The sequence below is a fragment of the Pseudomonas sp. LW8 genome (assembly GCF_041956865.1).
GTDB lineage: Bacteria > Pseudomonadota > Gammaproteobacteria > Pseudomonadales > Pseudomonadaceae > Aquipseudomonas > Aquipseudomonas siliginis.
In genome coordinates this window covers 4,066,328-4,087,367 of record NZ_CP168138.1, presented here as the reverse complement: position 1 = coordinate 4,087,367, position 21,040 = coordinate 4,066,328, and the positions used below count along the sequence as shown (strand labels likewise).

Annotated in this window: 23 protein-coding genes; 18 read left to right on the top strand and 5 right to left on the bottom strand. The window is 59.7% G+C overall.

Annotated elements, in window-relative coordinates; translation table 11 throughout:
• Positions 1–87: 87 nt before the first annotated feature.
• Together AB9L16_RS18420 and AB9L16_RS18415 are read left to right on the top strand one after the other, a co-directional pair.
• Positions 88–1,554 carry a cytosine permease gene (locus AB9L16_RS18420; RefSeq protein ID WP_353187742.1) on the top strand — a complete coding sequence of 489 codons (1,467 nt, stop codon included), beginning with the start codon at positions 88–90 and terminating at the stop codon, positions 1,552–1,554.
• Positions 1,547–2,476 carry a PfkB family carbohydrate kinase gene (locus AB9L16_RS18415; RefSeq protein WP_375122518.1) on the top strand — a complete coding sequence of 310 codons (930 nt, stop codon included), beginning with the start codon at positions 1,547–1,549 and terminating at the stop codon, positions 2,474–2,476. Before AB9L16_RS18420 ends, AB9L16_RS18415 begins: the two co-directional genes overlap by 8 nt.
• 145 nt (positions 2,477–2,621) lie before the next feature.
• Here the strand turns inward: AB9L16_RS18415 and AB9L16_RS18410 are convergent, their stop codons facing one another.
• From AB9L16_RS18410 to AB9L16_RS18400, 3 genes are all read right to left on the bottom strand, one after another.
• The gene (locus AB9L16_RS18410; RefSeq protein WP_375122517.1) at positions 2,622–3,002 is read right to left on the bottom strand and encodes a Rho termination factor N-terminal domain-containing protein; all 381 of its coding nucleotides are present in this window, start codon (positions 3,000–3,002) and stop codon (positions 2,622–2,624) included.
• Positions 3,003–3,106: 104 nt separating this feature from the next.
• Positions 3,107–3,361, bottom strand: a complete 255-nt coding sequence (locus AB9L16_RS18405; protein WP_041479421.1) for a hypothetical protein — start codon at positions 3,359–3,361, stop codon at positions 3,107–3,109.
• Between the two features lie 44 nt (positions 3,362–3,405).
• Positions 3,406–3,750 (bottom strand): hypothetical protein, encoded by a 345-nt coding sequence (locus AB9L16_RS18400; RefSeq protein ID WP_076563793.1) that lies wholly within the window; start codon positions 3,748–3,750, stop codon positions 3,406–3,408.
• 386 nt (positions 3,751–4,136) lie between these two features.
• Between AB9L16_RS18400 and AB9L16_RS18395 the strand changes: the two genes are divergently transcribed.
• The 10 genes from AB9L16_RS18395 (at position 4,137) to AB9L16_RS18350 (ending at position 12,661) form a co-directional block, all read left to right on the top strand.
• The gene (locus AB9L16_RS18395; RefSeq protein ID WP_041479417.1) at positions 4,137–4,616 is read left to right on the top strand and encodes a GNAT family N-acetyltransferase; all 480 of its coding nucleotides are present in this window, start codon (positions 4,137–4,139) and stop codon (positions 4,614–4,616) included.
• 159 nt (positions 4,617–4,775) lie between these two features.
• The gene (locus AB9L16_RS18390; protein ID WP_150637661.1) at positions 4,776–5,438 is read left to right on the top strand and encodes a hypothetical protein; all 663 of its coding nucleotides are present in this window, start codon (positions 4,776–4,778) and stop codon (positions 5,436–5,438) included.
• Entirely contained in the window at positions 5,435–5,929 is a 495-nt protein-coding gene (locus AB9L16_RS18385; protein WP_305381296.1) for a PAAR domain-containing protein, read from the top strand. The genes AB9L16_RS18390 and AB9L16_RS18385 overlap by 4 nt, the downstream gene beginning before the upstream one ends.
• 6 nt (positions 5,930–5,935) lie before the next feature.
• Positions 5,936–6,670, top strand: coding sequence for an alpha/beta hydrolase (locus tag AB9L16_RS18380; protein ID WP_252868078.1), 735 nt, complete (start codon positions 5,936–5,938; stop codon positions 6,668–6,670).
• 56 nt (positions 6,671–6,726) lie between these two features.
• Positions 6,727–7,173 carry a hypothetical protein gene (locus tag AB9L16_RS18375; protein WP_236168413.1) on the top strand — a complete coding sequence of 149 codons (447 nt, stop codon included), beginning with the start codon at positions 6,727–6,729 and terminating at the stop codon, positions 7,171–7,173.
• Positions 7,174–7,468: 295 nt separating this feature from the next.
• Positions 7,469–8,458 (top strand): 2-dehydro-3-deoxygalactonokinase, encoded by a 990-nt coding sequence (locus AB9L16_RS18370; RefSeq protein ID WP_150637665.1) that lies wholly within the window; start codon positions 7,469–7,471, stop codon positions 8,456–8,458.
• Positions 8,459–8,477: 19 nt separating this feature from the next.
• Entirely contained in the window at positions 8,478–9,098 is a 621-nt protein-coding gene (locus AB9L16_RS18365; RefSeq protein ID WP_375122516.1) for a 2-dehydro-3-deoxy-6-phosphogalactonate aldolase, read from the top strand.
• Between the two features lie 60 nt (positions 9,099–9,158).
• On the top strand, positions 9,159–10,307 hold the full coding sequence (gene dgoD / locus AB9L16_RS18360; protein WP_016770960.1) for a galactonate dehydratase: 1,149 nt from the start codon (positions 9,159–9,161) through the stop codon (positions 10,305–10,307).
• A gap of 177 nt (positions 10,308–10,484) precedes the next feature.
• Positions 10,485–11,795, top strand: a complete 1,311-nt coding sequence (locus AB9L16_RS18355; RefSeq protein ID WP_305381295.1) for an MFS transporter — start codon at positions 10,485–10,487, stop codon at positions 11,793–11,795.
• A 62-nt stretch (positions 11,796–11,857) separates the two neighbouring features.
• Positions 11,858–12,661, top strand: a complete 804-nt coding sequence (locus tag AB9L16_RS18350; RefSeq protein ID WP_016770958.1) for an IclR family transcriptional regulator — start codon at positions 11,858–11,860, stop codon at positions 12,659–12,661.
• Between the two features lie 9 nt (positions 12,662–12,670).
• On the opposite strand, the gene AB9L16_RS18345 is transcribed toward AB9L16_RS18350, so the two are convergent.
• The gene (locus AB9L16_RS18345) at positions 12,671–13,723 is read right to left on the bottom strand and encodes an NAD(P)-dependent alcohol dehydrogenase (RefSeq protein ID WP_071173192.1); all 1,053 of its coding nucleotides are present in this window, start codon (positions 13,721–13,723) and stop codon (positions 12,671–12,673) included.
• A gap of 190 nt (positions 13,724–13,913) precedes the next feature.
• Here AB9L16_RS18345 and AB9L16_RS18340 point away from each other — a divergent pair, with 190 nt between their 5' ends.
• Complete coding sequence (locus AB9L16_RS18340) at positions 13,914–14,804, top strand: AraC family transcriptional regulator (protein WP_090288604.1); 891 nt, start codon at positions 13,914–13,916, stop codon at positions 14,802–14,804.
• A gap of 183 nt (positions 14,805–14,987) precedes the next feature.
• Here the strand turns inward: AB9L16_RS18340 and AB9L16_RS18335 are convergent, their stop codons facing one another.
• Positions 14,988–16,652 (bottom strand): electron transfer flavoprotein-ubiquinone oxidoreductase, encoded by a 1,665-nt coding sequence (locus tag AB9L16_RS18335; protein ID WP_375122515.1) that lies wholly within the window; start codon positions 16,650–16,652, stop codon positions 14,988–14,990.
• Positions 16,653–17,202: 550 nt separating this feature from the next.
• Between AB9L16_RS18335 and AB9L16_RS18330 the strand changes: the two genes are divergently transcribed.
• The 5 genes from AB9L16_RS18330 (at position 17,203) to AB9L16_RS18310 (ending at position 20,967) form a co-directional block, all read left to right on the top strand.
• Positions 17,203–17,952 carry an electron transfer flavoprotein subunit beta/FixA family protein gene (locus AB9L16_RS18330; protein ID WP_007908338.1) on the top strand — a complete coding sequence of 250 codons (750 nt, stop codon included), beginning with the start codon at positions 17,203–17,205 and terminating at the stop codon, positions 17,950–17,952.
• Positions 17,953–18,882, top strand: coding sequence for an electron transfer flavoprotein subunit alpha/FixB family protein (locus AB9L16_RS18325; protein ID WP_016770954.1), 930 nt, complete (start codon positions 17,953–17,955; stop codon positions 18,880–18,882). It begins immediately after the preceding gene.
• Between the two features lie 82 nt (positions 18,883–18,964).
• The gene (locus tag AB9L16_RS18320; protein WP_150637672.1) at positions 18,965–19,786 is read left to right on the top strand and encodes an ABC transporter substrate-binding protein; all 822 of its coding nucleotides are present in this window, start codon (positions 18,965–18,967) and stop codon (positions 19,784–19,786) included.
• A gap of 9 nt (positions 19,787–19,795) precedes the next feature.
• Positions 19,796–20,158, top strand: coding sequence for a DUF4398 domain-containing protein (locus AB9L16_RS18315; RefSeq protein WP_038860459.1), 363 nt, complete (start codon positions 19,796–19,798; stop codon positions 20,156–20,158).
• Positions 20,155–20,967, top strand: a complete 813-nt coding sequence (locus AB9L16_RS18310; RefSeq protein WP_056788304.1) for an OmpA family protein — start codon at positions 20,155–20,157, stop codon at positions 20,965–20,967. The genes AB9L16_RS18315 and AB9L16_RS18310 overlap by 4 nt, the downstream gene beginning before the upstream one ends.
• Positions 20,968–21,040: the final 73 nt, after the last annotated feature.

Genomic DNA, 21,040 nt, shown 5'->3' with positions numbered 1-21,040 from the left:
ATCGCACAGACAGGCCTCGGAAGGCCGGTTGTCTTGTCGTTTTGCATCATTGCCACAACCACAAAAAAGGCAAACAGGAGCATCTTCATGAGTTCATCAACCGCCGGGCAGAGCGTCGGGCAATTGGAAACCCGGGGCATCGAGCCGGTGCCGGAAGCCGAGTGCAACGGTCATCCGTTGCAGCTGTTCTGGGTCTGGTTTGCGGCCAATATTTCCATCCTCGGCCTGCCGCTGGGCGCTACGCTGGTGGCGTTTCGCGGGCTGGCGATCTGGCAGGCGATCATCGTCGCCATCCTCGGTGCCGCCGGTTCGTTTGCCGTGGTCGGGATCATCTCGATTGCCGGGCGCCGTGGCCGCGCGCCGAGTCTGACGCTGTCCCGGGCAATCTTCGGCGTACGCGGCAACATCGGCCCGACGCTGGTTTCGCTGATGTCGCGTCTGGGTTGGGAAACCGTCAACACCACCACCGCAGCCTTCGTCCTGCTGTCGCTGTGCTCGATCCTGTTCGGCTCGCCGGTCGAGGCGAAAAGTGCGCCGATACTGACGCTGATCTTTATCGCCATCTTCGTCCTGCTGACCTTGTCGGTGTCCGGCCTCGGCCACGCGACTTTGCTGGTGATCCAGAAGTGGGCGACCTATGTGTTCGGTGCGCTGAACATTCTCGTCGGTGGTTTCCTCTGCGCGACGATCGACTGGAGTGCGGTGTTCAACGCCACGCCAGCACCGCTGAGCGCAATGATCATCGGCATCGGCACCATGGCCGCCGGCACCGGCATCGGCTGGGCCAACGCTGGTGCTGACATGTCGCGCTATCAGCATCGCAGCGTCAAGGCAGTGCGCCTGGTGGCGTCGGCGGCGTTCGGCGCAGGGATCCCGCTGGTGCTGCTGATCACCCTCGGCGGCTTGTTGTCGGTGGGCAACAATGATCTGGCGTCGGCGACTGACCCGATCGTGGCGATCCGCGACATGTTGCCGACGTGGATGGCCGTGCCGTACCTGATCACCGCGTTCGGTGGCCTGCTACTGTCGAACAACCTGTCGGTGTACTCCGCCGGCCTGACCACGCTGACCCTGGGCCTCAAGGTCAAACGCGTCTACGCGGTAGTGGTGGATATCGTCGCGATCTTCGCCGGCTCGATCTACTTCATGCTGATCGCCGACAGTTTCTACGGCCCGTTCATTACCTTCATTTCCCTGCTGGCGGTGCCGATCACTGCGTGGGTCGGGATCTTCGTGGTCGACCTGATTCACCGTCACTACTACAGCCCCAAAGACCTGCTCGACGTCAGCCCGAGCAGCGCCTACTGGTATCGCGGCGGCATCGAGTGGCGCGCGTTTGGCGCCTGGGCGATCGCTATCGTCCTTGGTTTCAGCTTCACCACCATCGGCACCACGGCAGAAAACGTCTGGTTCAAGGGCTTGCTGTCCGACTCCTGGCTGGGCCACAACGGCCTCGGCTGGATCGTGACCTTCGTCGTCGCCGGTGGCATTTACCTGATACTTGGCGGTGCGAAAGATCGCCGCGCCGCGCAACCCGAGAATGCTCATGCCTAAGATGCTGCACACCGGCCAGGTCATCATCGACCTGGTCATGGCCGTGGATAAACTGCCGCAGATTGGCGGTGATGTGCTGGCGCAGTCGGCCGGTTTCGAAGCGGGCGGCGGTTTCAACGTGATGGCCGCTGCGGTGCGTAACGGTCTGCCGGTGGTTTACCTCGGTCGCCATGGCACGGGGCGTTTCGGTGACCTGGCGCGCCAAGCGATGCAGGCGGAAGGTATCTGCATCGGCATCCGCGCACCGGCCGAGCGCGACACCGGTCTGTGCGTGGCGCTGACCGATGCGTCGGCTGAACGCAGTTTCATTTCCTACATCGGCGCTGAAGGCGAGGTGACCGAAGACGATTTGAACAGTGTGGCTGCCGAGCCCGGCGATTACGTTTATCTCAGCGGTTACAGTCTGCTGCACGAGGGCAAGGCGCAGGCGTTGCTCGACTGGACGCTGGCGCTGCCGGCGTCGGTCAATGTGGTGTTCGACCCGGGACCGTTGGTGGAGTCACCTGACGCGCCTATGATGCAGACGTTGCTGCCGCGCATCGATGTGTGGACCAGCAACAGCGTTGAGGCGCTGCGGTTTACCGGAGCCGATGAGATTGGTATCGCGATGGATCGCCTCGCGGAACTGCTGCCTGAAAGTGTGCTGATGGTGGTGCGCGACGGGCCGCAGGGTTGCTGGATTCAACAGCGTGGCGAGCGTCGACAAGTGCCGGGGTTTGCTGTCAATGCAGTGGACAGCAATGGCGCCGGTGATGCGCATGCCGGGGTGTTTGTTGCTGGATTGGCGCAGGGGCTGGATGCACTGGAAGCGGCGCGGCGGGCGAATGCTGCGGCGGCGCTGGCGGTGACTCGCTGGGGGCCGGCGACTTCACCTGGGGCGACTGAGGTAGATGCGTTTATCTATCAGTCCTGCGGCGATTGAGCCGAAGCCTTCGCGAGCAGGCTCGCTCCCACATTGGATCTACGTCGTACACAAATCTTCTGTAGGAGCTGCCGAAGGCTGCGATCTTTTGATCTTGAAAAGCAAAAGATCGCAGCCTTCGGCAGCTCCTACAGTGGGCGTCGTTCTAGCTCGCCTTGCGCAACGCCTCGATCAGCTCCTGCTTGCGCATCGAAGAGCGCCCCGGAATATTCTTCGCTCGGGCTTCCTTCATCAGGCTATCGACGGTCTGCGCATTCTTCGAAGTCTCGCTATTACGCGAATGGCCCTTGCGGCTAGCCACCGCACGGCACGATGACTCTTTGCGCTCTTCCGACTTGGCACTTGCAGGCTTCTTGCGCCCTGAGCCGCCGGACTTTTCGCCACCGCCGGATTGCTTGTTCACCGTCGCCCAGGCACGCGCCTCAGCTTCATCTTTCGACACGCCCTTTTTCTCGTAGCTGTCTTCGATGTGCTCGGCTTTGCGCTTCTGTTCGCTGGTGTATTTGTCTTTGCTTCCACGAGGCATGGGATTTCTCCTTGCGTCAGGATGTGCCGCGTTACGCCGAAGGCTGCGAATCACTCGAGACGAATCACCCGTTCGAAGTCGAAGATCCGCAGCCCCAACCAGCGTCAGCTATCGAGTTTCTTCGCCGCTTCAACGCCGGCTGAACTGAGCTTGATCGGCAGGTTCAGCGAGTGCTCACCGGCTTCGCTGCAGGTCACATGACCATGGTGAATCAGCCCGCGATCCTGCAGGGCGGCGAGGGCGCTGGCCACGACTTTCTCGCCCCGGTAATTGTCCAGCACCTCCTTGCCCAAGCCGTTGGGATGCGCGTGCAGCAGGCGGGTGAGAACTTCTTTTTCCAGGTCTTTGTCGACGTTCATGGTTACCTCTTCATGGGAGTGAATAGGGCGCTCGCGTCGGCGAACTACTGACCGGCACCTTCGGAACCGGAGCCACCGGTGGTGGTCTTCGAGCCGACACCGGGGCCGGCATTGTCAGGCGGAGTGGCAGGAGAGTCAGGCGTGTTCATGCCACCCTGACGGCCCGGATCGCTGCCTTGTGTGCGCGGATCGGTGCCGGTGGCGGGTGGCTGATTGATCAGCGGCACGCCGGAACCATCGGTATTCATACCGGGAGCACTGTTGATGGCGGGCGCGCGTGGCGGGGTCGGATCGGTAGGGCCAGTGCCCGCTGCCGTGGACGAGGCGGCGAATACCGCAGGGCAAAGCAGGGCGCTGAAGACTAAAGCGGTCAACCTTGACGGGATCATAGGGCTTCTCCAGTGATTGGAATCCTTACACTGGGTTGGTCAGCCCTGATGACGGATTGGTGCCTGATGATCGACGAACGGTCTTCTCCGGGGTCGCGTGTCTGCTTTTCAGACGATGCCGATCTTTAGTGTTTCCATCGGTGCAAAACAGTTAACGGTCATAAGCATCCTTTCAGAACGTGCGCTATCAACTGTGGGAGCGAGCCTGCTCGCGAAGGCATTCTGTCAGTTGACTCGAGGCTGACTGGAAGGACGCATTCGCGAGCAGGCTCGCTCCCACAGGGGCAACGGCGTTCGCCCGATCGGGCAGGTCAGTATGTTTGCCATGTGACGAGCGCCGCTGCGCGCCTTAGTATGGCGCTTTAATTTGCAGACAAGGCCCGTCCATGACGATCGAAATCCGCCCGGCGACCCCCAGCGATGCGCCGCAAATCCTCGCCTTCATCACCGAACTGGCAGATTTCGAAAAGGCCCGTCACGAAGTCATCGCCAGCGTCGCCGACATCGAACGTAGCCTGTTCGGCGAAGGCGCGACCGCCCATGGCCTGATTTGCCTGCGCGACGGCTTGCCGATCGGCTTCGCGGTGTTCTTCTTCAGCTATTCAACGTGGCTGGGCAGCAACTGCCTGTACCTCGAAGACCTTTACATCACCCCCGAACAACGCGGTGGCGGCGCCGGCAAAACCCTGCTGCGCCACCTGGCGAAAATCGCCTGCGCCAACGACTGCGGCCGCTTCGAATGGAGCGTGCTGGAATGGAACACCCCAGCCATCGAATTCTACAAATCTCTCGGCGCACAACCGCAGGAGGAATGGGTGCGGTATCGCATGGATGGCAAGGTGTTGCGAGAGTTTGCCGAGGGCTGAGCACAATGATGGCAATCTACTGCTGATTCAGTTGTCGCCACCGCTCTGGTCCGGCATTCTGTGCGCCATTTTTGCGCGCTCACGGACGACACCTGCAATGCATCTGGCAAAATTTCTCCGCGCCTGTGGAGCCCTCGCTGCGTCAATGAGTGACCAGCTATGAGCGGACTGCAGGCGTCTATGCGTCTGTATGGTCTGGTGAAAACTACCGGCTCTTCTGACGACCCCAATCGACAGGCTGTCGAAATTCTCTGCATGGCCCAGCGCCCCGGCGGCCTGGCTATTCGGGCTTTCGTGTCGCGGCTCGACGCCGAGTTGATGACGCGCAGTGCCGACCTTGGCGACTACCGCGTGGTAGCGCTGAGAACCTTTGATCCCACAGCGATTATCGACGCCCATCAAGGCTGGCTGATGCTGCACATCTGTTGCGGCTTCGTCGCTCTCGCCGGCCATTCTCTGTTGAAAAACGGTGCGTTGATCCCGATGGGCTGGCACGTCTACTCCGAAGTGGGGCGCTGGACCTCCAGGCATCATCTGGACCTTGGCGTGGAAATGGTCGAGTTGCTGCAATCGACTTTCGAGCGCAATCACCTGCGCAACTACAACGCCTGGCTCAACGAACTTGATGATGCAACGCCTGCCGAGTTGAGTTGGCAAGCCAACGAAGCCTGGCGTGCCATACAAACCGCGACATCACCTGAAAGCCGTGAGCATTGTCATGCTCTGTTCGACCCGGTCGATAATCGCTGGCGCTTTGCCGCGACCGACATCGACATCTATCAGCCATCCCCGGCACCCCTTAAGCAAGGAGCTTTGAATTGAGTGGTAAACCCGCAGCTCGCGTCACCGACCCAACCGCCTGCCCACTGCCAGGTCACGGCACCAACCCGATTGTCTCCGGCTCGCCGGACGTATTCTTCGACGGCCTCGCTGCTGCACGCATGACCGATAAATCAGCGTGTGGCAGCCCTATCACCGGAGCGGTCTCCGGCACTGTTTTCATTAACGGCCTGAATGCCGCGATGCTCGATAGCACTGGTGGGCATGGCAATGTCGTGATCGGTGGCTCGGGCACGGTGATCATCGGCCAAAGTGGGGGAGGGGCCGCATTTAGTGGGCTGTTGCCGATGCCGGTGCATTTCACTGACAGGTTGCAAGTGACGAATGATGCGACTGGACAGCCAGTGCCTTATCACGCCTACACCATTCAACGAGGCGACGGAAGTGAGGAACACGGTGTTACTGATGCGAACGGATTCACTCATATGGTCAGTTCGCACGTGGCAGAAACCATCAAACTATTCGTGGAATGATTGCTTATGTCCGAAGTCAATGCACCTACTGAAGTACCTCATGCGAAAAGGGAAGTCAAAGCACATACACTTACATGCAAGACCGATCAGACCAATAAGCAGGTGGCCATATCTCTGCGGAATTTTGTGGTTTTTTTTATTGGTGGTGCTGGAGACCAGGAAAGTTATTACTTCAGTGGGCCAAATAATAATGTCGACGCGGTGCGCGAAATCTTTATCAGAGATGCCAAGGCGTTGAAATTTCCTGTGGGAAAATTTGAGTCGTGGCCTCTTGGCTATAATGATTTCATTAGCGATAAAGACCTATCTGAAAAGGTACTGGCGAAGATCCCTGACTGCTCAACCGCTGTGTACATTGTGGGTCATAGTCTGGGAGGCTGGAATGGCGCCCACCTTTCAGCCACTCTCACGGAGAAGGGCTATACAGTGAGAATGTTATTGACCATCGATCCGGTTGGCGAAGGTGTAATGGTCTGGGGTATTTCCAATATCTACCGGTTGCCACCCAAGCCCAAGGCTCAGTACTGGGTTAATATTCGCGCTGCGCCGAAGATAACGAACGTATCAGATACGGTTGCTAGTTTTGGTGAACAATGGGAGGTTTCTACCGGGCCTAATGTAATGGGGCGCGTAGATGTGAATCATGCGGATGCAAATATTATGTATTTGCGGCCGTTGGATAACGGCAAGACTGCTCGTCAGATTTTTAACGAGTCGGTCTTGAGTTTTTTCAAGGAATGAACATCGTGTCTCGATTTTTTTTGATGGGTTTATTGGTCATATGTTCTGGATGTTCAATGAATCACGAAAAGCCGGCTGCGAAGCTTTTTTATTCCGGTGTTGATGAGTTGGAAGACACCGGAATCTATCAGGTTCACTTTCTCGCCGATGTGGAATTACTCGAGTTGTTCACATCACATATAAGCCAAGGGTTGGTATGTACTGTGGATGATGATGTGGACTTTTCTGTTGGGCACCAGATAAAACGCTCCGGTTTTGGCCTTGTTGAGCGCGATGAGAGTGGCGCTGCAAACGAGTACAAAGCCGACGTGATTTTCAGAGAGTCGACTGGCGAAAAGGGCGCGGAAATCTTTCCGGAGGGGCCGGTGCTCAATCGTTGGTTTACGAACAGACGTTTTATTTCCTGCGTGTTCCGCGTTCATACGACTCCTTACAAAACGTATTTTTCCCAAATCATGCGTGTGCCAACTGCCGACCTGGCGCGAGCTATCAACAGGGAGTGAATCCTTCATTCATCCAGGCTCCTTTTCTGGCGGGAGGGAGCCTGATCTCGATTGCTCCTCTGCCGCCTTTCAATGTCCGCTGAGCAGATGCATGCAGCGCCTTTCGCAGAAAATCTTTAATACCTTGGCTTTTTCTCCGTTGATCCTTACGAAGCACGATTTGTACCCGCGACAAGACAAGCTCGCCACTTGCGCGAATCCCAAAATATGGGATTGATATTTATATATTGAGATTTTAGCCCGCCCGGGTTTATAGTCCGTCGCACTCACTGCCAAAAACAAAACAGGTGAAGCGATGCAGGCGCAATTGATCGCGCTCGATTGGGGGACGACCTCATTACGTGCTTACAAACTCGCGGCGGACGGTGTGGTGCTGGAGCAGCGTGCGCTGTCGTCCGGGATCATGCAGTTGCCCAAGACCCCGCGAATCATCCACGGCCGTGAATGCGCCGATGGTTTTGAACTGGCCTTCGACGAGGCCTGCGGTGACTGGCTCGATGCGCAGCCGGATCTGCCGGTGATCGCTTGCGGCATGGTCGGCAGTGCGCAGGGCTGGCGCGAAGCGCCTTACTGCGAAACGCCAGCCGACGTCGCCCATCTCGGAAATTCCCTACAAACCGTTGTCAGTCTGCGCGGTACGCCGGTGCATATCGTCCCGGGCGTGATCCAGCGTTCGCGTCTGCCGAATGTAATGCGCGGCGAAGAAACCCAAGTCCTCGGCGTGCTGCAAAGTCTGCCGGTCGAGGCGGGTGATGATCTGCTGATCGGCCTGCCTGGCAGCCACTCGAAGTGGGTGGAGGTGGTCGATGGCCGCATCACCCATTTCGACACGTTCATGACCGGCGAAGTGTTTGCCGTGCTCAGCGAGCACAGCATTCTCGGCCGTACCCAACAACCGAGCGCGACCTTCGATGCGCAGGCGTTCGATCGCGGCGTGCAAATCGCGCTGTCGACAGATGCCGAGCTCGGTGTGCTGTCGACCTTGTTCAGCGCCCGCACCCTCGGCCTGACCGGTGAATTGAGCCCGACTGCTCAGGCGGACTATCTGTCCGGCCTGATGATCGGCCATGAGCTGGCCGCGCTCGCCAATGTGCAGCGGCGCCGGCGCAATCAAGCGAATCTTCCAGCGATCGTGCTCATCGGCAATGCGCTTCTGTGCGCACGCTATCAACGCGCCCTCGACGCCTGCGGCTTTGCTCGGGTGACGCTGGCCGAGCAGGCCACCGAGCGTGGCCTGTGGCAACTGGCGCGTGCCGCCGGACTGATCGATTCCTCATCCCGTTAACCCTGACTGGAGGCCTGACATGCTCAAGCAAGCACTGGCACAAAACGGTCTGATCGCGATTCTGCGTGGCCTGCAACCGCAGGAAGCGGCGGCTGTCGGAGAAGTCCTGTATTCCGCCGGATTTCGTGTTATCGAAGTACCGCTCAATTCCCCATCGCCGTACGAAAGTATCCGCATCCTGCGCGACGCGCTGCCCGCCGATTGCCTGATCGGTGCTGGCACGGTGCTCAGCCCCGAGCAGGTCGAGCAGGTCAAAGCGGCTGGCGGACAAGTGATCGTCATGCCGCACAGCGATGCCAAGGTATTGCGCGCGGCGAAAGCGGCGGGGCTGTACCTGTCGCCGGGTGTGGCCACGCCGACCGAAGCCTTCGCCGCACTGGCTGAGGGCGCGGACATTCTCAAGCTGTTTCCGGCCGAACAAATGAACCCGGCGGTCGTCAAGGCCTGGCTGGCGGTGTTGCCAGCCGGCACGGTGCTGGCGCCGGTCGGCGGGATCACACCGGACAACATGCAGGCCTTTATCGATGCCGGTGTGAAAGGTTTCGGCCTCGGTTCCGGTCTGTTCAAACCGGGCATGACGCCCGAGAAGGTGGCGGTCAATGCCAAGGCCTACGTGACTGCCTGGAAAGCCCTGCGTTAAGAATTTTGGCGCTGTGTGCGCTGCATCTAATAAAAGCTGCATTTACAAAAGAGAGCAGAGATGAAAATCACCAAACTCACGACCTTCATCGTTCCGCCGCGCTGGTGCTTCCTCAAGGTCGAAACCGACGAGGGCGTGACCGGTTGGGGCGAGCCCGTGGTCGAAGGGCGCGCGCACACGGTTGCCGCGGCGGTGGAAGAATTGTCCGACTACCTGATCGGCAAAGACCCACGCAATATCGAAGACATCTGGACCGTGCTCTATCGCGGTGGCTTCTACCGTGGCGGCGCGATTCACATGAGCGCGCTGGCCGGTATCGACCAAGCGCTGTGGGACATCAAGGGCAAGGCCCTCGGCGTGTCGGTCAGCGATCTGCTCGGTGGCCAGGTGCGCGACAAGATTCGTGTGTATTCGTGGATCGGCGGCGACCGTCCGGCGGACACCGCGCGTGCGGCGAAAGAAGCAGTGAGCCGTGGTTTCACTGCGGTAAAAATGAACGGCACCGAAGAACTGCAGTTCCTCGACACTTTCGAGAAAGTCGACCTCGCCTTGGCCAACGTTGCCGCCGTGCGTGATGCGGTGGGGCCGAACGTCGGTATCGGCGTCGATTTCCACGGCCGCGTGCACAAGCCGATGGCCAAGGTGCTGATGAAGGAGCTCGACCCGTACAAACTGATGTTCATCGAAGAACCGGTGCTCAGCGAAAACTACGAAGCATTGAAAGAACTGGCGCCGCTGACCAGCACGCCGATTGCCCTCGGCGAGCGGCTGTTCTCGCGCTGGGACTTTAAACGGGTGTTGAGCGAAGGCTACGTCGACATTATCCAGCCGGATGCCTCCCACGCTGGCGGCATCACCGAAACCCGCAAGATCGCCAACATGGCCGAAGCCTACGACGTCGCGCTGGCGCTGCATTGCCCGCTGGGACCGATCGCGCTGGCTGCCTGTTTGCAACTCGACGCGGCTTGTTACAACGCGTTTATCCAAGAGCAGAGCCTGGGCATCCATTACAACGAGAGCAACGACTTGCTCGACTATGTGAAGGATCCGCGCGTGTTCGACTACGACCAAGGCTTCGTGAAGATTCCGAACGGCCCGGGGCTGGGCATCGAGATCAACGAGGAATACGTGATCGAACGCGCCGCCGTCGGCCACCGCTGGCGCAACCCGATCTGGCGTCATGCCGATGGCAGCTTTGCCGAGTGGTGATCTCCTGATTCAGCACTGATCCCTGTGGGAGCGAGCCTGCTCGCGAATGCAATGTCACATCCGCCATCCATGTGACTGACCCGACGCTTTCGCGAGCAGGCTCGCTCCCACAGTTTGATCTCCAGGGAGAGGAGATCTGCGTCATGACCTCAACAAACATAAAAAGAGGCTCTCCTCATGCAAACGCATACCCTCTCCGGGCAGGCGTCTTTAGTCACGCCTAGCCGCAAGCGATTTTTCATCATGGTGTTGCTGTTCATCACCGTGGTCATCAACTACCTGGACCGCAGCAACCTGTCGATTGCCGCGCCGGCGCTGACCAGTGAGCTGGGCATCGATCCGGTTCACGTCGGTCTGATCTTCTCCGCCTTCGGCTGGACTTACGCTGCCATGCAGATCCCCGGCGGCTGGCTGGTCGATCGCGTGCCGCCGCGCATCCTTTACAGCGTCGCGCTGCTGCTGTGGTCGGTGGCCACGGTGATGCTCGGTTTCGTCAGCAGCTTCATCGCCCTGTTCGCGCTGCGCATGGCCGTCGGTGCGCTGGAAGCGCCGGCCTATCCGATCAACAGCCGCGTGGTCACCACTTGGTTCCCTGAGCGCGAGCGCGCCACGGCGATCGGTTTCTACACTTCCGGACAGTTTGTCGGTCTGGCTTTCCTGACCCCGGTGCTGGCGTGGCTGCAACATGAATTCGGCTGGCACATGGTGTTCGTCGCCACCGGCGCGGTGGGCATTCTCTGGGCGCTGATCTGGTACGCGGTGTATCGCGAGCCGCGCGATTTCAAAGGCACCAATCAGGCGGAAATCGACCTGATCCGCGAAGGCGGCGGGCTGGTGGATATTCAGGCCGAGGCGGCCAAGGTCAAAGCCAAATTCAGCTGGACCGATCTCGGCATCGTCCTCAGCAAACGCAAGTTGTGGGGTATCTACCTCGGCCAGTTCTGTCTGAACTCGACGCTGTGGTTTTTCCTCACCTGGTTTCCGACCTATCTGGTGAAATATCGCGGCATGGACTTCATCAAGTCTGGCCTGCTTGCATCGCTGCCGTTTCTCGCTGCGTTCGTCGGTGTTCTGTGCTCGGGATTCTTTTCCGACTTCCTGATCCGTCGTGGCTACACCGTGGGCTTCGCGCGCAAGTTGCCGATCATTGGCGGGCTGCTGATTTCGACTTCAATCATCGGTGCCAACTTTGTCGAGTCGACGCCGCTGGTGATTGCCTTCCTCGCCCTGGCATTTTTCGGCAACGGGCTGGCGTCGATCACCTGGTCGCTGGTGTCAACACTGGCACCGGCGCGGTTGCTCGGTCTGACCGGTGGCGTGTTCAACTTCATCGGCAATCTTTCGGCAATCGCTACGCCGATCGTGATCGGCTTCCTTGCCAGCGGCGATTCGTTCGCGCCGGCGATCACCTACATCGCCGTGCTCGCGCTGGTCGGTGCCTTGTCCTACGTGCTGCTGGTGGGCAAGGTCGAGCGTATCGAGTTGTAGTGCTCTGCGTCGGGCGACCATAATGCCGCCCGTTCCTTCGCTCAACGGTAAAAAGGCTGGATATGCAGGAAGACGCCCCGGAAAAAACCAAGGACGCCGCGCCCACCGGCACCCAGACGCTGCTGCGCGGCCTCGGTGTGGTGCAGGCGGTGGCCAGTGGCGCGCGTGATCTCAAGGAGATCGCCCGGCTGATCGGTACCACGCGCAGCACCACCCACCGTCTGGCCAGCTGTCTGGTCGACGAGCGTTATCTGCGCGTGGTGCCGCAAATCGGTTATCTGCTCGGGCCGAAACTGATCGAACTGGGCTTCCAGGCCCGCGAAGAGTTGCCACTGGTGACCCTGGCCGGGCCGTATCTGGACGAGCTTTCGGCGCTGACCGGCGACACGGTGCATTTGGGGATCAGGGAAGGCGACGAAGTGCTGTACCTGCTGAAGAATCCAGGGCGCAACGGGCCGGAAATGCGCTCGCGGGTTGGCCATCGCATGCCGCTGGTGCGCACCGGGATCGGCAAGGCCTTGATGCTCGATGATTCGCCGCAGGATTGGCGGCGGCTGTACGACATCAGCCTGCCGGCGGGGGGCAAAAGTCAGTTCTGGCCGCAGCATCCCCAGCAGTCGTGGGAACAGCTTGAGCAGCGCATGGGCGAATACGTTGCCGGTGGCTACGCGTTCGATCTGGAAGACAACGAACCGTCGATCCGCTGTGTGGCGGCGCCAATTCGTGATGCGAGCAAGGGCATAGTCGCGGCGATCAGTATCGCCAGCACCGTGCCGTACATGCCGCTGGAAAAAATGGCCGAGTTGATCCCCCTGCTCAAAGGGGTCACAACCCGGCTGTCGGCGGAGCTTGGTTTGAAGGTATAGCCTTGACGTTTACGCCTTCAGCGTCGCCATGTCGATGACGAAACGGTACTTCACGTCACCGGCAATCATCCGCGCATAGGCTTCATTGATATTGCGGATGTCGAGCATTTCGATGTCGCAGGTGATGTTGTGCTCGGCGCAGAAATCCAGCACTTCCTGGGTTTCGGCGATACCGCCGATCAAGGATCCGGCCAGTACGCGACGGCTCATCACCAGTTTGCCGGCGTGCACGGGCGGGTTCACTGGCTCGATCAGGCCGACCAGAATGTGCACGCCGTCGAAACGCAAGGTGTCGAGGTACGGGTTCAAGTCGTGTTGCACCGGAATGGTATCGAGCAGGAAGTCGAAGTAGCCGGCCGCGGCCTTCATCTGCTCGGCATCGGTGGAGACGATGACGTGATCAGCGCCCTGACGGCGACCTTCTTCAGCCTTGCTCGCCGAACGGGTGAACAGTGTCACTTCGGCGCCCATGGCCTTGGCGAACTTGATGCCCATGTGGCCGAGGCCACCCATGCCAAGAATGCCGACCTTGTCACCGGCCTTGACGCCGTAGTGCTTGAGCGGCGAGTAGGTGGTGATGCCGGCGCAGAGAATCGGTGCGGCGCTGGCCAGTGCGAGTTTCTCGGGGATGCGCACAACGAAGTGTTCGCTGACCACGATGCTGTCGGAGTAACCGCCCATGGTGTTGCTGCCATCAACCCGATCCGGGGTGGCGTAGGTCATGGTCGGGCCTTCGAGGCAATATTGCTCGAGGTTCGCCTGGCAGGCTTCGCAGCTGCGGCAGGAGTCGACCATGCAGCCGACGCCAACCAGATCGCCTACCTTGTGACGGGTGACATTCGCACCGACTGCGGTGACTTTTCCGACGATCTCATGGCCAGGCATCAGCGGATAAACGGCGATGCCCCATTCGTTGCGTGCCTGATGGATGTCGGAATGGCAGACGCCGCAGTAGAGAATTTCGATCGCCACGTCGTCGGCGCGCGGGCTGCGGCGTTCGAATTTCATCGGGGCGAGGGGCGTGGTGGCCGATTGGGCGGCATAGCCGATGGCGGTGTACATGGGTGACCTCGCAAAAACAGTGACAAGTGAGGCGGTGAATTCTGGCCGTCAGACGCGGGTGCGGCTATGACGATTTCTCCGGGTCTCATGCCTAATCCTCCGGCATGCGGGTTTCGGCGATCGCATTGGTCAGCGGATCTGCGATGATGTTTTCATCCACTTTTCCGTGAATTTTACGAAGACCTATTCGATGCAGTTGACCCGTCATCTTGATGCCAATGCCCGGCTGGTTTCGCTGATCGAACCGCTGGCGCTGCGCGATGGCTACAGCCAGACCGGCCTGCCCGGTGTGCAGATCCTGCGCGCCAGTTGCGACGTCGCCCGTGGCCCGCACATTTACGAGCCGAGCCTGATGATCATCGCCCAGGGCAGCAAACTGGCGTTCCTCGGCCCACGAACCATGGAATACGGCGCCGGGCATTACCTGATCCAGGCGCTGCCGGTGCCGTTCGAATGTGAAACCTTTGCCTTGCCCGATGCGCCATTGCTCGGTGTGTCGGTGGCGATTGATCGCGTCCTGCTCGGCGAATTGGTGCTGGCCATGGGGCTGGCGCCGGGTCGGCATATTCCGGCGCAGACGCCGGAGTCGATGACCTCGGTGGTGCTCGACGATGGCATGCGCGGTTGTGTCGAGCGGCTGCTCAGCTGTCTGCACGATCCGCTGGAATGCCAGATTCTCGGCCCGGCGCGGGTCCGCGAGTTGTTGTTCGTTGCGTTGCGCGGGCCGCAGGCGGATGTATTGCGTGCGTTGGTCGAGCAACAAGGGCAATTCGCCCGGGTGGCGGCGTCGATCAGCCATCTGCATGCGCATTACACCGAGCCGCTGAATGTCGAGACACTGGCCAGTTGCGCGAACATGAGCGTGTCGACGTTTCATGAGCATTTCAAGCGCAGCACGTTGTTGTCGCCGGTGCAGTATCTCAAGCGTTTGCGCTTGTTGAAGGCGCAGACGCTGCTGGTGGCGGAGGGGCTGGGTGTCGCGCAGGTGGCGCATCGGGTGGGGTATCAGAGCACGTCGCAGTTCAGTCGCGAATACAAGCGTTACTTCGAGCGCAGTCCTGGGGATGAGCGCGCTGCCTGATCCGCCGATATTCCCTGTGGGAGCGAGCCTGCTCGCGAAGGCGCTGGATCAGTCGACATCATCTTCATATGACACACCGCTTTCGCAAGCAGGCTCGCTCCCACAGTTGTTTTGTGGTGTCAGGGGAATTTTGGGCAACAAAAAGGCCCCCATTTCGGGAGCCTTGTTGTTCAGCGTTTCGTCTTACATGTTCGGGTAAGTCGGGCCGCCGGCACCTTCCGGCGCGACCCAGGTGATGTTCTGCGCAGGGTCCTTGATGTCACAGGTCTTGCAGTGCACGCAGTTCTGGGCGTTGATCTGGAAGCGCTTCTCGCCGTCTTCCTTGGTGATCACTTCGTATACGCCGGCCGGGCAGTAACGCTGCGCCGGTTCGTCGTACAACGGCAGGTTTTTGCTGATCGGGATGCTCGGATCAGTCAGCCTCAAGTGGCATGGCTGCTCTTCTTCGTGGTTGGTACCGGAGATGAACACCGAGCTGAGTTTGTCGAAACTCAGTTTGCCGTCAGGTTTCGGGTAATCGATCTTCTTGCAGTCGGCCGCGAGCTTGAGGCAGGCGTAATCCGGCTTGGTGTCGCGCAGGGTGAACGGCAGTTTGCCGCCGAAGATGTTCTGGTCCAGCCAGTTGAAACCACCGCCGATGATCGCGCCGTACTTGTGGATCGCCGGGCCGAAGTTACGGCTGGCGAAGAGTTCTTCATGCAGCCAGCTGTTCTTGAATGCGTCGACGTAAGTGGTCAATTCGACGGTGCAGTCCTGCTCGGCGAACAGCGCATCTGCCACCGATTCCGCCGCGAGCATGCCGGACTTCATCGCCGTGTGGCTGCCTTTGATCTTGGCGAAGTTCAGGGTGCCGAGGTCGCAACCGATCAGCGCGCCGCCCTTGAAGACCATTTTCGGCAGCGAGTTCAGGCCGCCCTTGGCGATGGCGCGGGCGCCGTAGCTGACGCGCTTGCCGCCTTCCAGATATTGCTTGAGCACCGGGTGATGCTTGAGGCGCTGGAACTCATCGAACGGCGACAGGTAAGTGTTGCTGTAGGACAGGTCGACGATCAGACCGACCACCACCTGATTGTTTTCCAGGTGATAGAGGAACGAGCCGCCGGTGTTCTCGGTGCCCATGATGTCCAGCGGCCAACCGGCGGTGTGCACCACGAGGCCCGGCTGATGCTTGGCCGGGTCGATTTCCCAGATCTCTTTCAGACCAATGCCGTAATGCTGCACGTCGGCATCGCTGTCGAGGTTGTAGCGCTTGATCAGTTGCTTGCCGATGTGGCCACGGCAGCCTTCGGCGAACAGCGTGTATTTGCCACGCAGTTCCATGCCAGGGGTGTACAGGCCTTCTTTCGGGTTGCCTTCACGGTCGACGCCCAGATCACCGGTGATGATCCCGCGCACTACGCCGTTTTCATCGATCAGCGCTTCCTGAGCGGCGAAGCCCGGGTAGATTTCCACACCCAGGTTCTCGGCCTGCTGAGCCAGCCAGCGGCACAGGTTGCCCAGGGAGATAATGTAGTTGCCTTCGTTGTGCATGGTCTTGGGCACAAAGAAGTCGGGAATCTTCTGCGCGCTGTCGGCGTTTTTCAGTACGAAAATGTCATCGCGCGTGACTGGCGTGTTCAGCGGTGCGCCGAGTTCTTTCCAGTCCGGGAACAGTTCGTTCAGGGCGCGGGGTTCGAACACCGCACCGGAGAGGATGTGTGCGCCGACTTCGGAGCCTTTTTCGACCACGCAGACGCTGATTTCCTTACCGGCGTCAGCGGCCTTCTGCTTCAAGCGGCAGGCGGCGGACAGACCAGCGGGGCCGGCACCGACGATGACGACGTCGAATTCCATGTATTCGCGTTCCACAGGCTATCTCCTACTCAAGGCTCAACAGTTTTTTTTCTAATATGGAGGTTTGATCTCGCATCCGTATTGCCTTTACGTTAACGTCAAAGGGAATATTGGCGAATCCACCTTTCTCTCTAGGCGGCGCATTATATCTACACCACTCCTAGCGTCCAATACAAACGTTTGTTTGAATCGCCTCCAGCCCTGATAAATCAAAGAAGCGCGGCTTATGACAGGGCATTTTGGCGTATTGACCAGAATGGGCGTTCCGGTCAAGATACGGGCGGTTTTGCGCTCGCCGTAGGCAGACTGGCGGTTTCAAGAGCACCTCTAAAGACAGGGCACAGGCAGTAGACGGTGATGCGCAGCGCAAGTCCGGCGCGCAGTTTACACAGCGTGAGAATGAATGACCCGGCAGTCACCCCTGACGAACGGTCACCGCTCTTCGCGAAGTGAATCACCTCACATTCAAGCCGGCGTTTTTAGAGGTGCCCTTGTCGCCCGATGAGCATCATCCGCCAGGTTCGCCTAGGCGACTTTCTTTTCACCGGAGAGTAACGAGGAATCCATGAAGGTTCTTGTAGCTGTCAAACGCGTTGTGGATTACAACGTCAAGGTCCGCGTCAAGGCGGACAATTCCGGCGTCGACCTCGCCAACGTCAAGATGTCGATGAACCCGTTCTGCGAAATCGCCGTGGAAGAAGCCGTACGCCTGAAAGAGAAGGGCGTTGCGACTGAAATCGTCGTCGTCTCGATCGGCCCGACCACCGCTCAGGAGCAGCTGCGTACCGCACTGGCTCTGGGTGCCGACCGCGCCATCCTCGTCGAATCCGCTGAAGACCTGACCTCGCTGGCCGTGGCCAAGCTGCTCAAGGCCGTTGTCGACAAGGAGCAGCCTCAGCTGGTGATCCTTGGCAAACAGGCGATCGACAGCGACAACAACCAGACCGGCCAGATGCTCGCGGCACTGAGCGGCTACGGTCAGGGCACCTTCGCTTCGAAAGTCGAAGTCTCCGGCGACAGCGTTGCCGTGACTCGCGAAATCGACGGCGGCGCGCAGACCGTTTCGCTGAAACTGCCGGCCATCGTCACCACCGACCTGCGTTTGAACGAGCCGCGCTATGCGTCCCTGCCAAACATCATGAAAGCCAAGAAGAAGCCTCTCGAAGTGCTGACTCCGGACGCTTTGGGCGTTTCCACCGCCTCCACCAACAAGACCCTGAAAGTCGAAGCGCCGGCTGCACGCAGCGCGGGCATCAAGGTCAAGTCGGTGGCTGAACTGGTTGAAAAACTCAAGAACGAAGCGAAGGTAATCTAAATGACTATCTTGGTTATTGCTGAACACGACAACAAAGTGCTGGCCCCGGCCACACTGAACACCGTGGCTGCTGCGGCAAAAATCGGCGGCGACATCCACGTTCTGGTAGCAGGTCAGGGCGCAGGCCCGGTGGCCGAAGCCGCGGCTAAAATCGCTGGCGTGAGCAAAGTCCTGAATGCTGACAACGCCGCTTACGCGCATCAGTTGCCAGAGAACGTAGCGCCGCTGGTTGCAGAGCTGGGCGCTGGCTACAGCCACATCCTGGCTGCCGCGACCTCCAACGGCAAAAACATCCTGCCGCGCGTTGCTGCTGCGCTGGACGTTGACCAGATCTCCGAGATCATCTCGGTAGAAAGCGCTGACACTTTCAAGCGTCCGATCTACGCCGGTAACGCCATCGCCACCGTGCAATCGACCGCCGCGATCAAAGTGATCACCGTGCGTGCCACCGGTTTCGATCCGGTTGCTGCTGAAGGTGGTTCGGCTGCCGTTGAAGCTGTTGGCGCTGCGCACGACGCCGGTACCTCGAGCTTCGTCAGCGAAGAGCTGGCCAAGTCCGATCGTCCTGAGCTGACCGCTGCCAAGATCGTCGTCTCTGGCGGCCGCGGCATGCAGAACGGTGACAACTTCAAACACCTGTACGCCCTGGCCGACAAGCTTGGCGCTGCTGTTGGCGCTTCGCGCGCTGCGGTCGACGCAGGTTTCGTACCGAACGACATGCAGGTCGGTCAGACCGGCAAGATCGTTGCGCCACAGCTGTACATCGCCGTCGGTATCTCCGGCGCGATCCAGCATCTGGCCGGTATGAAAGACTCCAAAGTGATCGTTGCGATCAACAAGGACGAAGAAGCGCCGATCTTCCAGGTGGCCGATTACGGCCTCGTGGCGGATCTGTTCGAAGCAGTACCTGAGCTGGAGAAGCTGGTCTAATCCGGCGGCTTCACTTATAAAGAGCCCGGCCTGTTGGTCGGGCTTTTTTTTTGTCTTGGATTTGACTGGGGAGCGTTTTGCCATGGATCTGCGCTGCGGATGGTTGTTGGGATGGGTGCTGTTGCCAGGTCTGGCCACGGCCGCTGGCAAGTGCGAGCGCCTGGTTGTCACCGGCAGCCCGGATGCGCCGCCCTATCTGTGGCAGGACCCGCAAAATCCCAAACGCCTGATCGGCGCTAGCGCCGATTTGCTGCAGCAAGTGGCCAAGGATCTGGGCATCAAAGTTGACCTGCTCTACGCCGGCAAACGCTCGCAGGCCCTCGATGAAGTGCGCAGCGGGCGCATGGACATGCTGGCCGACGCGCCGTTGACCGTGAATGAGCTGGAAAACCTCGACTACATCCATCCGCCACTGCTGGAAAACGACTATCTGGTGTGGACGCGCAAAGGCTCGACGCTGACCTATGCCGAGGCCAGCGACCTGAAAGGCCACGCCGGCGCTGTGTCGGAAAAGTCTCGGATGACCCAGGCATTCGGCACCTTCGCCGAACAGAATCTGACCCTGACGCGGACAGCCAATCTTACCCAGGCCCTGCAGAAACTTCTTTTGGGCGAGGTGGAATATGTTCTTGCCGGACGTTATTCAGGCCTGGCCGCCGCGCAGACATTGGGCATGACCAGCGATCTGTTGGCGTTCGAACAACCCATCGACCGGCCGGGTCTGTTCCTCGCGGTTTCGCATAACTCGGCTTGCAACGATCCGTGGTTGCGCGGACAGCTCGCCAAAAAGATGACAGAATTGCCCGCGTCCGGACTGACGGAAGCCGCGCTGCAACGCAACATCGAGCGCTGGAAGGCGCAACAGCAACAGTCGCCACAACCTGTCAGTGCCCCAAAACAGTAGGGATTCTTAGTGAGTATTCGACCTCTTTTCGCGGCTGTGGCCGTTCTGGCCCTGGCCGGGTGCGCATCCGATCCGGCACCCAGTGAACAAATGCGTTTGACCGAACAAGCCATCGTGCAGGCCAAGGCAGTCGGCGCCACCGCTGACGAAGTGCCGGAAATGCAACTGGCCGAAACCAAGTACAACCGCGCCAAAGGCAGCATGGCCGACGAGTCCTATCGCAATGCGCGCATGCGTGCCGAGCAGGCCGAACTGGATGCACGTCTGGCCGAAGCCAAGGTGCTGACGAAAAAAAGTGAAGAGCAACTCAATGTGCTCAATACCCGCATTGTCCGCCTGCGCAAGCAGCTGCAACTGGGGGAAGCGCAATGAGCCTCAAGTCCAACGCTTTGGGCATTCTGCTCCTCGCCGGTTGCGCCAGCCTGTACGGCTGCGCTGGCCAGCACAGCGAGGCGGCGCTGCAACAGGCCGGCGCTGATTTCCAGAAGGTCAAGGAAGATTCCAACGTCCTGCGCATTGCGCCGAAAGACGTGATCCGCGCCGGCGAATCCCTGGCCCGTGCCGATCGGCTGTCGACCTATTGGGGCAGCGGTGCCGACGTGGTGCATTACGCCTACTTGAGCCAGCGCTACAGCGAAATCGCCCGCGAGCACACCAACCAGGCGCTCAACGAGGAACGCGCAGCCAAGCTCGAGCTTGAGCGTCAGCGTCTGCAACTGGCTCTGCGCGAGTCGAAGCTGCTCAGTGTGCAGCAGCAGGGCAAGTGGCTGGAGGAACAGATCGAGGCCCTGGCCACCACACAGACCGATCGGGGGCTGGTCATGACCCTCGGCGACGTGTTGTTCGACACCGGCCAGGCGGAACTGAAAAACTCGGCCAACCGTGTCGTGCTGAAGATCGTGCAGTTTCTGCAACTCAACCCCAAGCGTGTGGTGCGCATCGAGGGTTACACCGACAGCACCGGTGGCAAACAGGAAAACCTCAAACTGTCCCGCGATCGTGCGCAGTCGGTAGCTGACGTGCTGGTCGATCTGGGCATCGATGAAAAACGCATTCAGGTCGAAGGTTATGGCGACCAGTTCCCGGTTGACGCCAACGCCTCCGAGCGCGGCAGGGCGCAGAACCGCCGGGTGGAAATCGTGTTCTCTGACGAAAAAGGCCAGCTCGGCGCCGCCCGTTGAGGGTTGCGTCTCTGGAAAGCCCGGACTGTCATGCAGTGCCGGGCTTTTTTATGTCTGTCGATTGCTGCGCAAA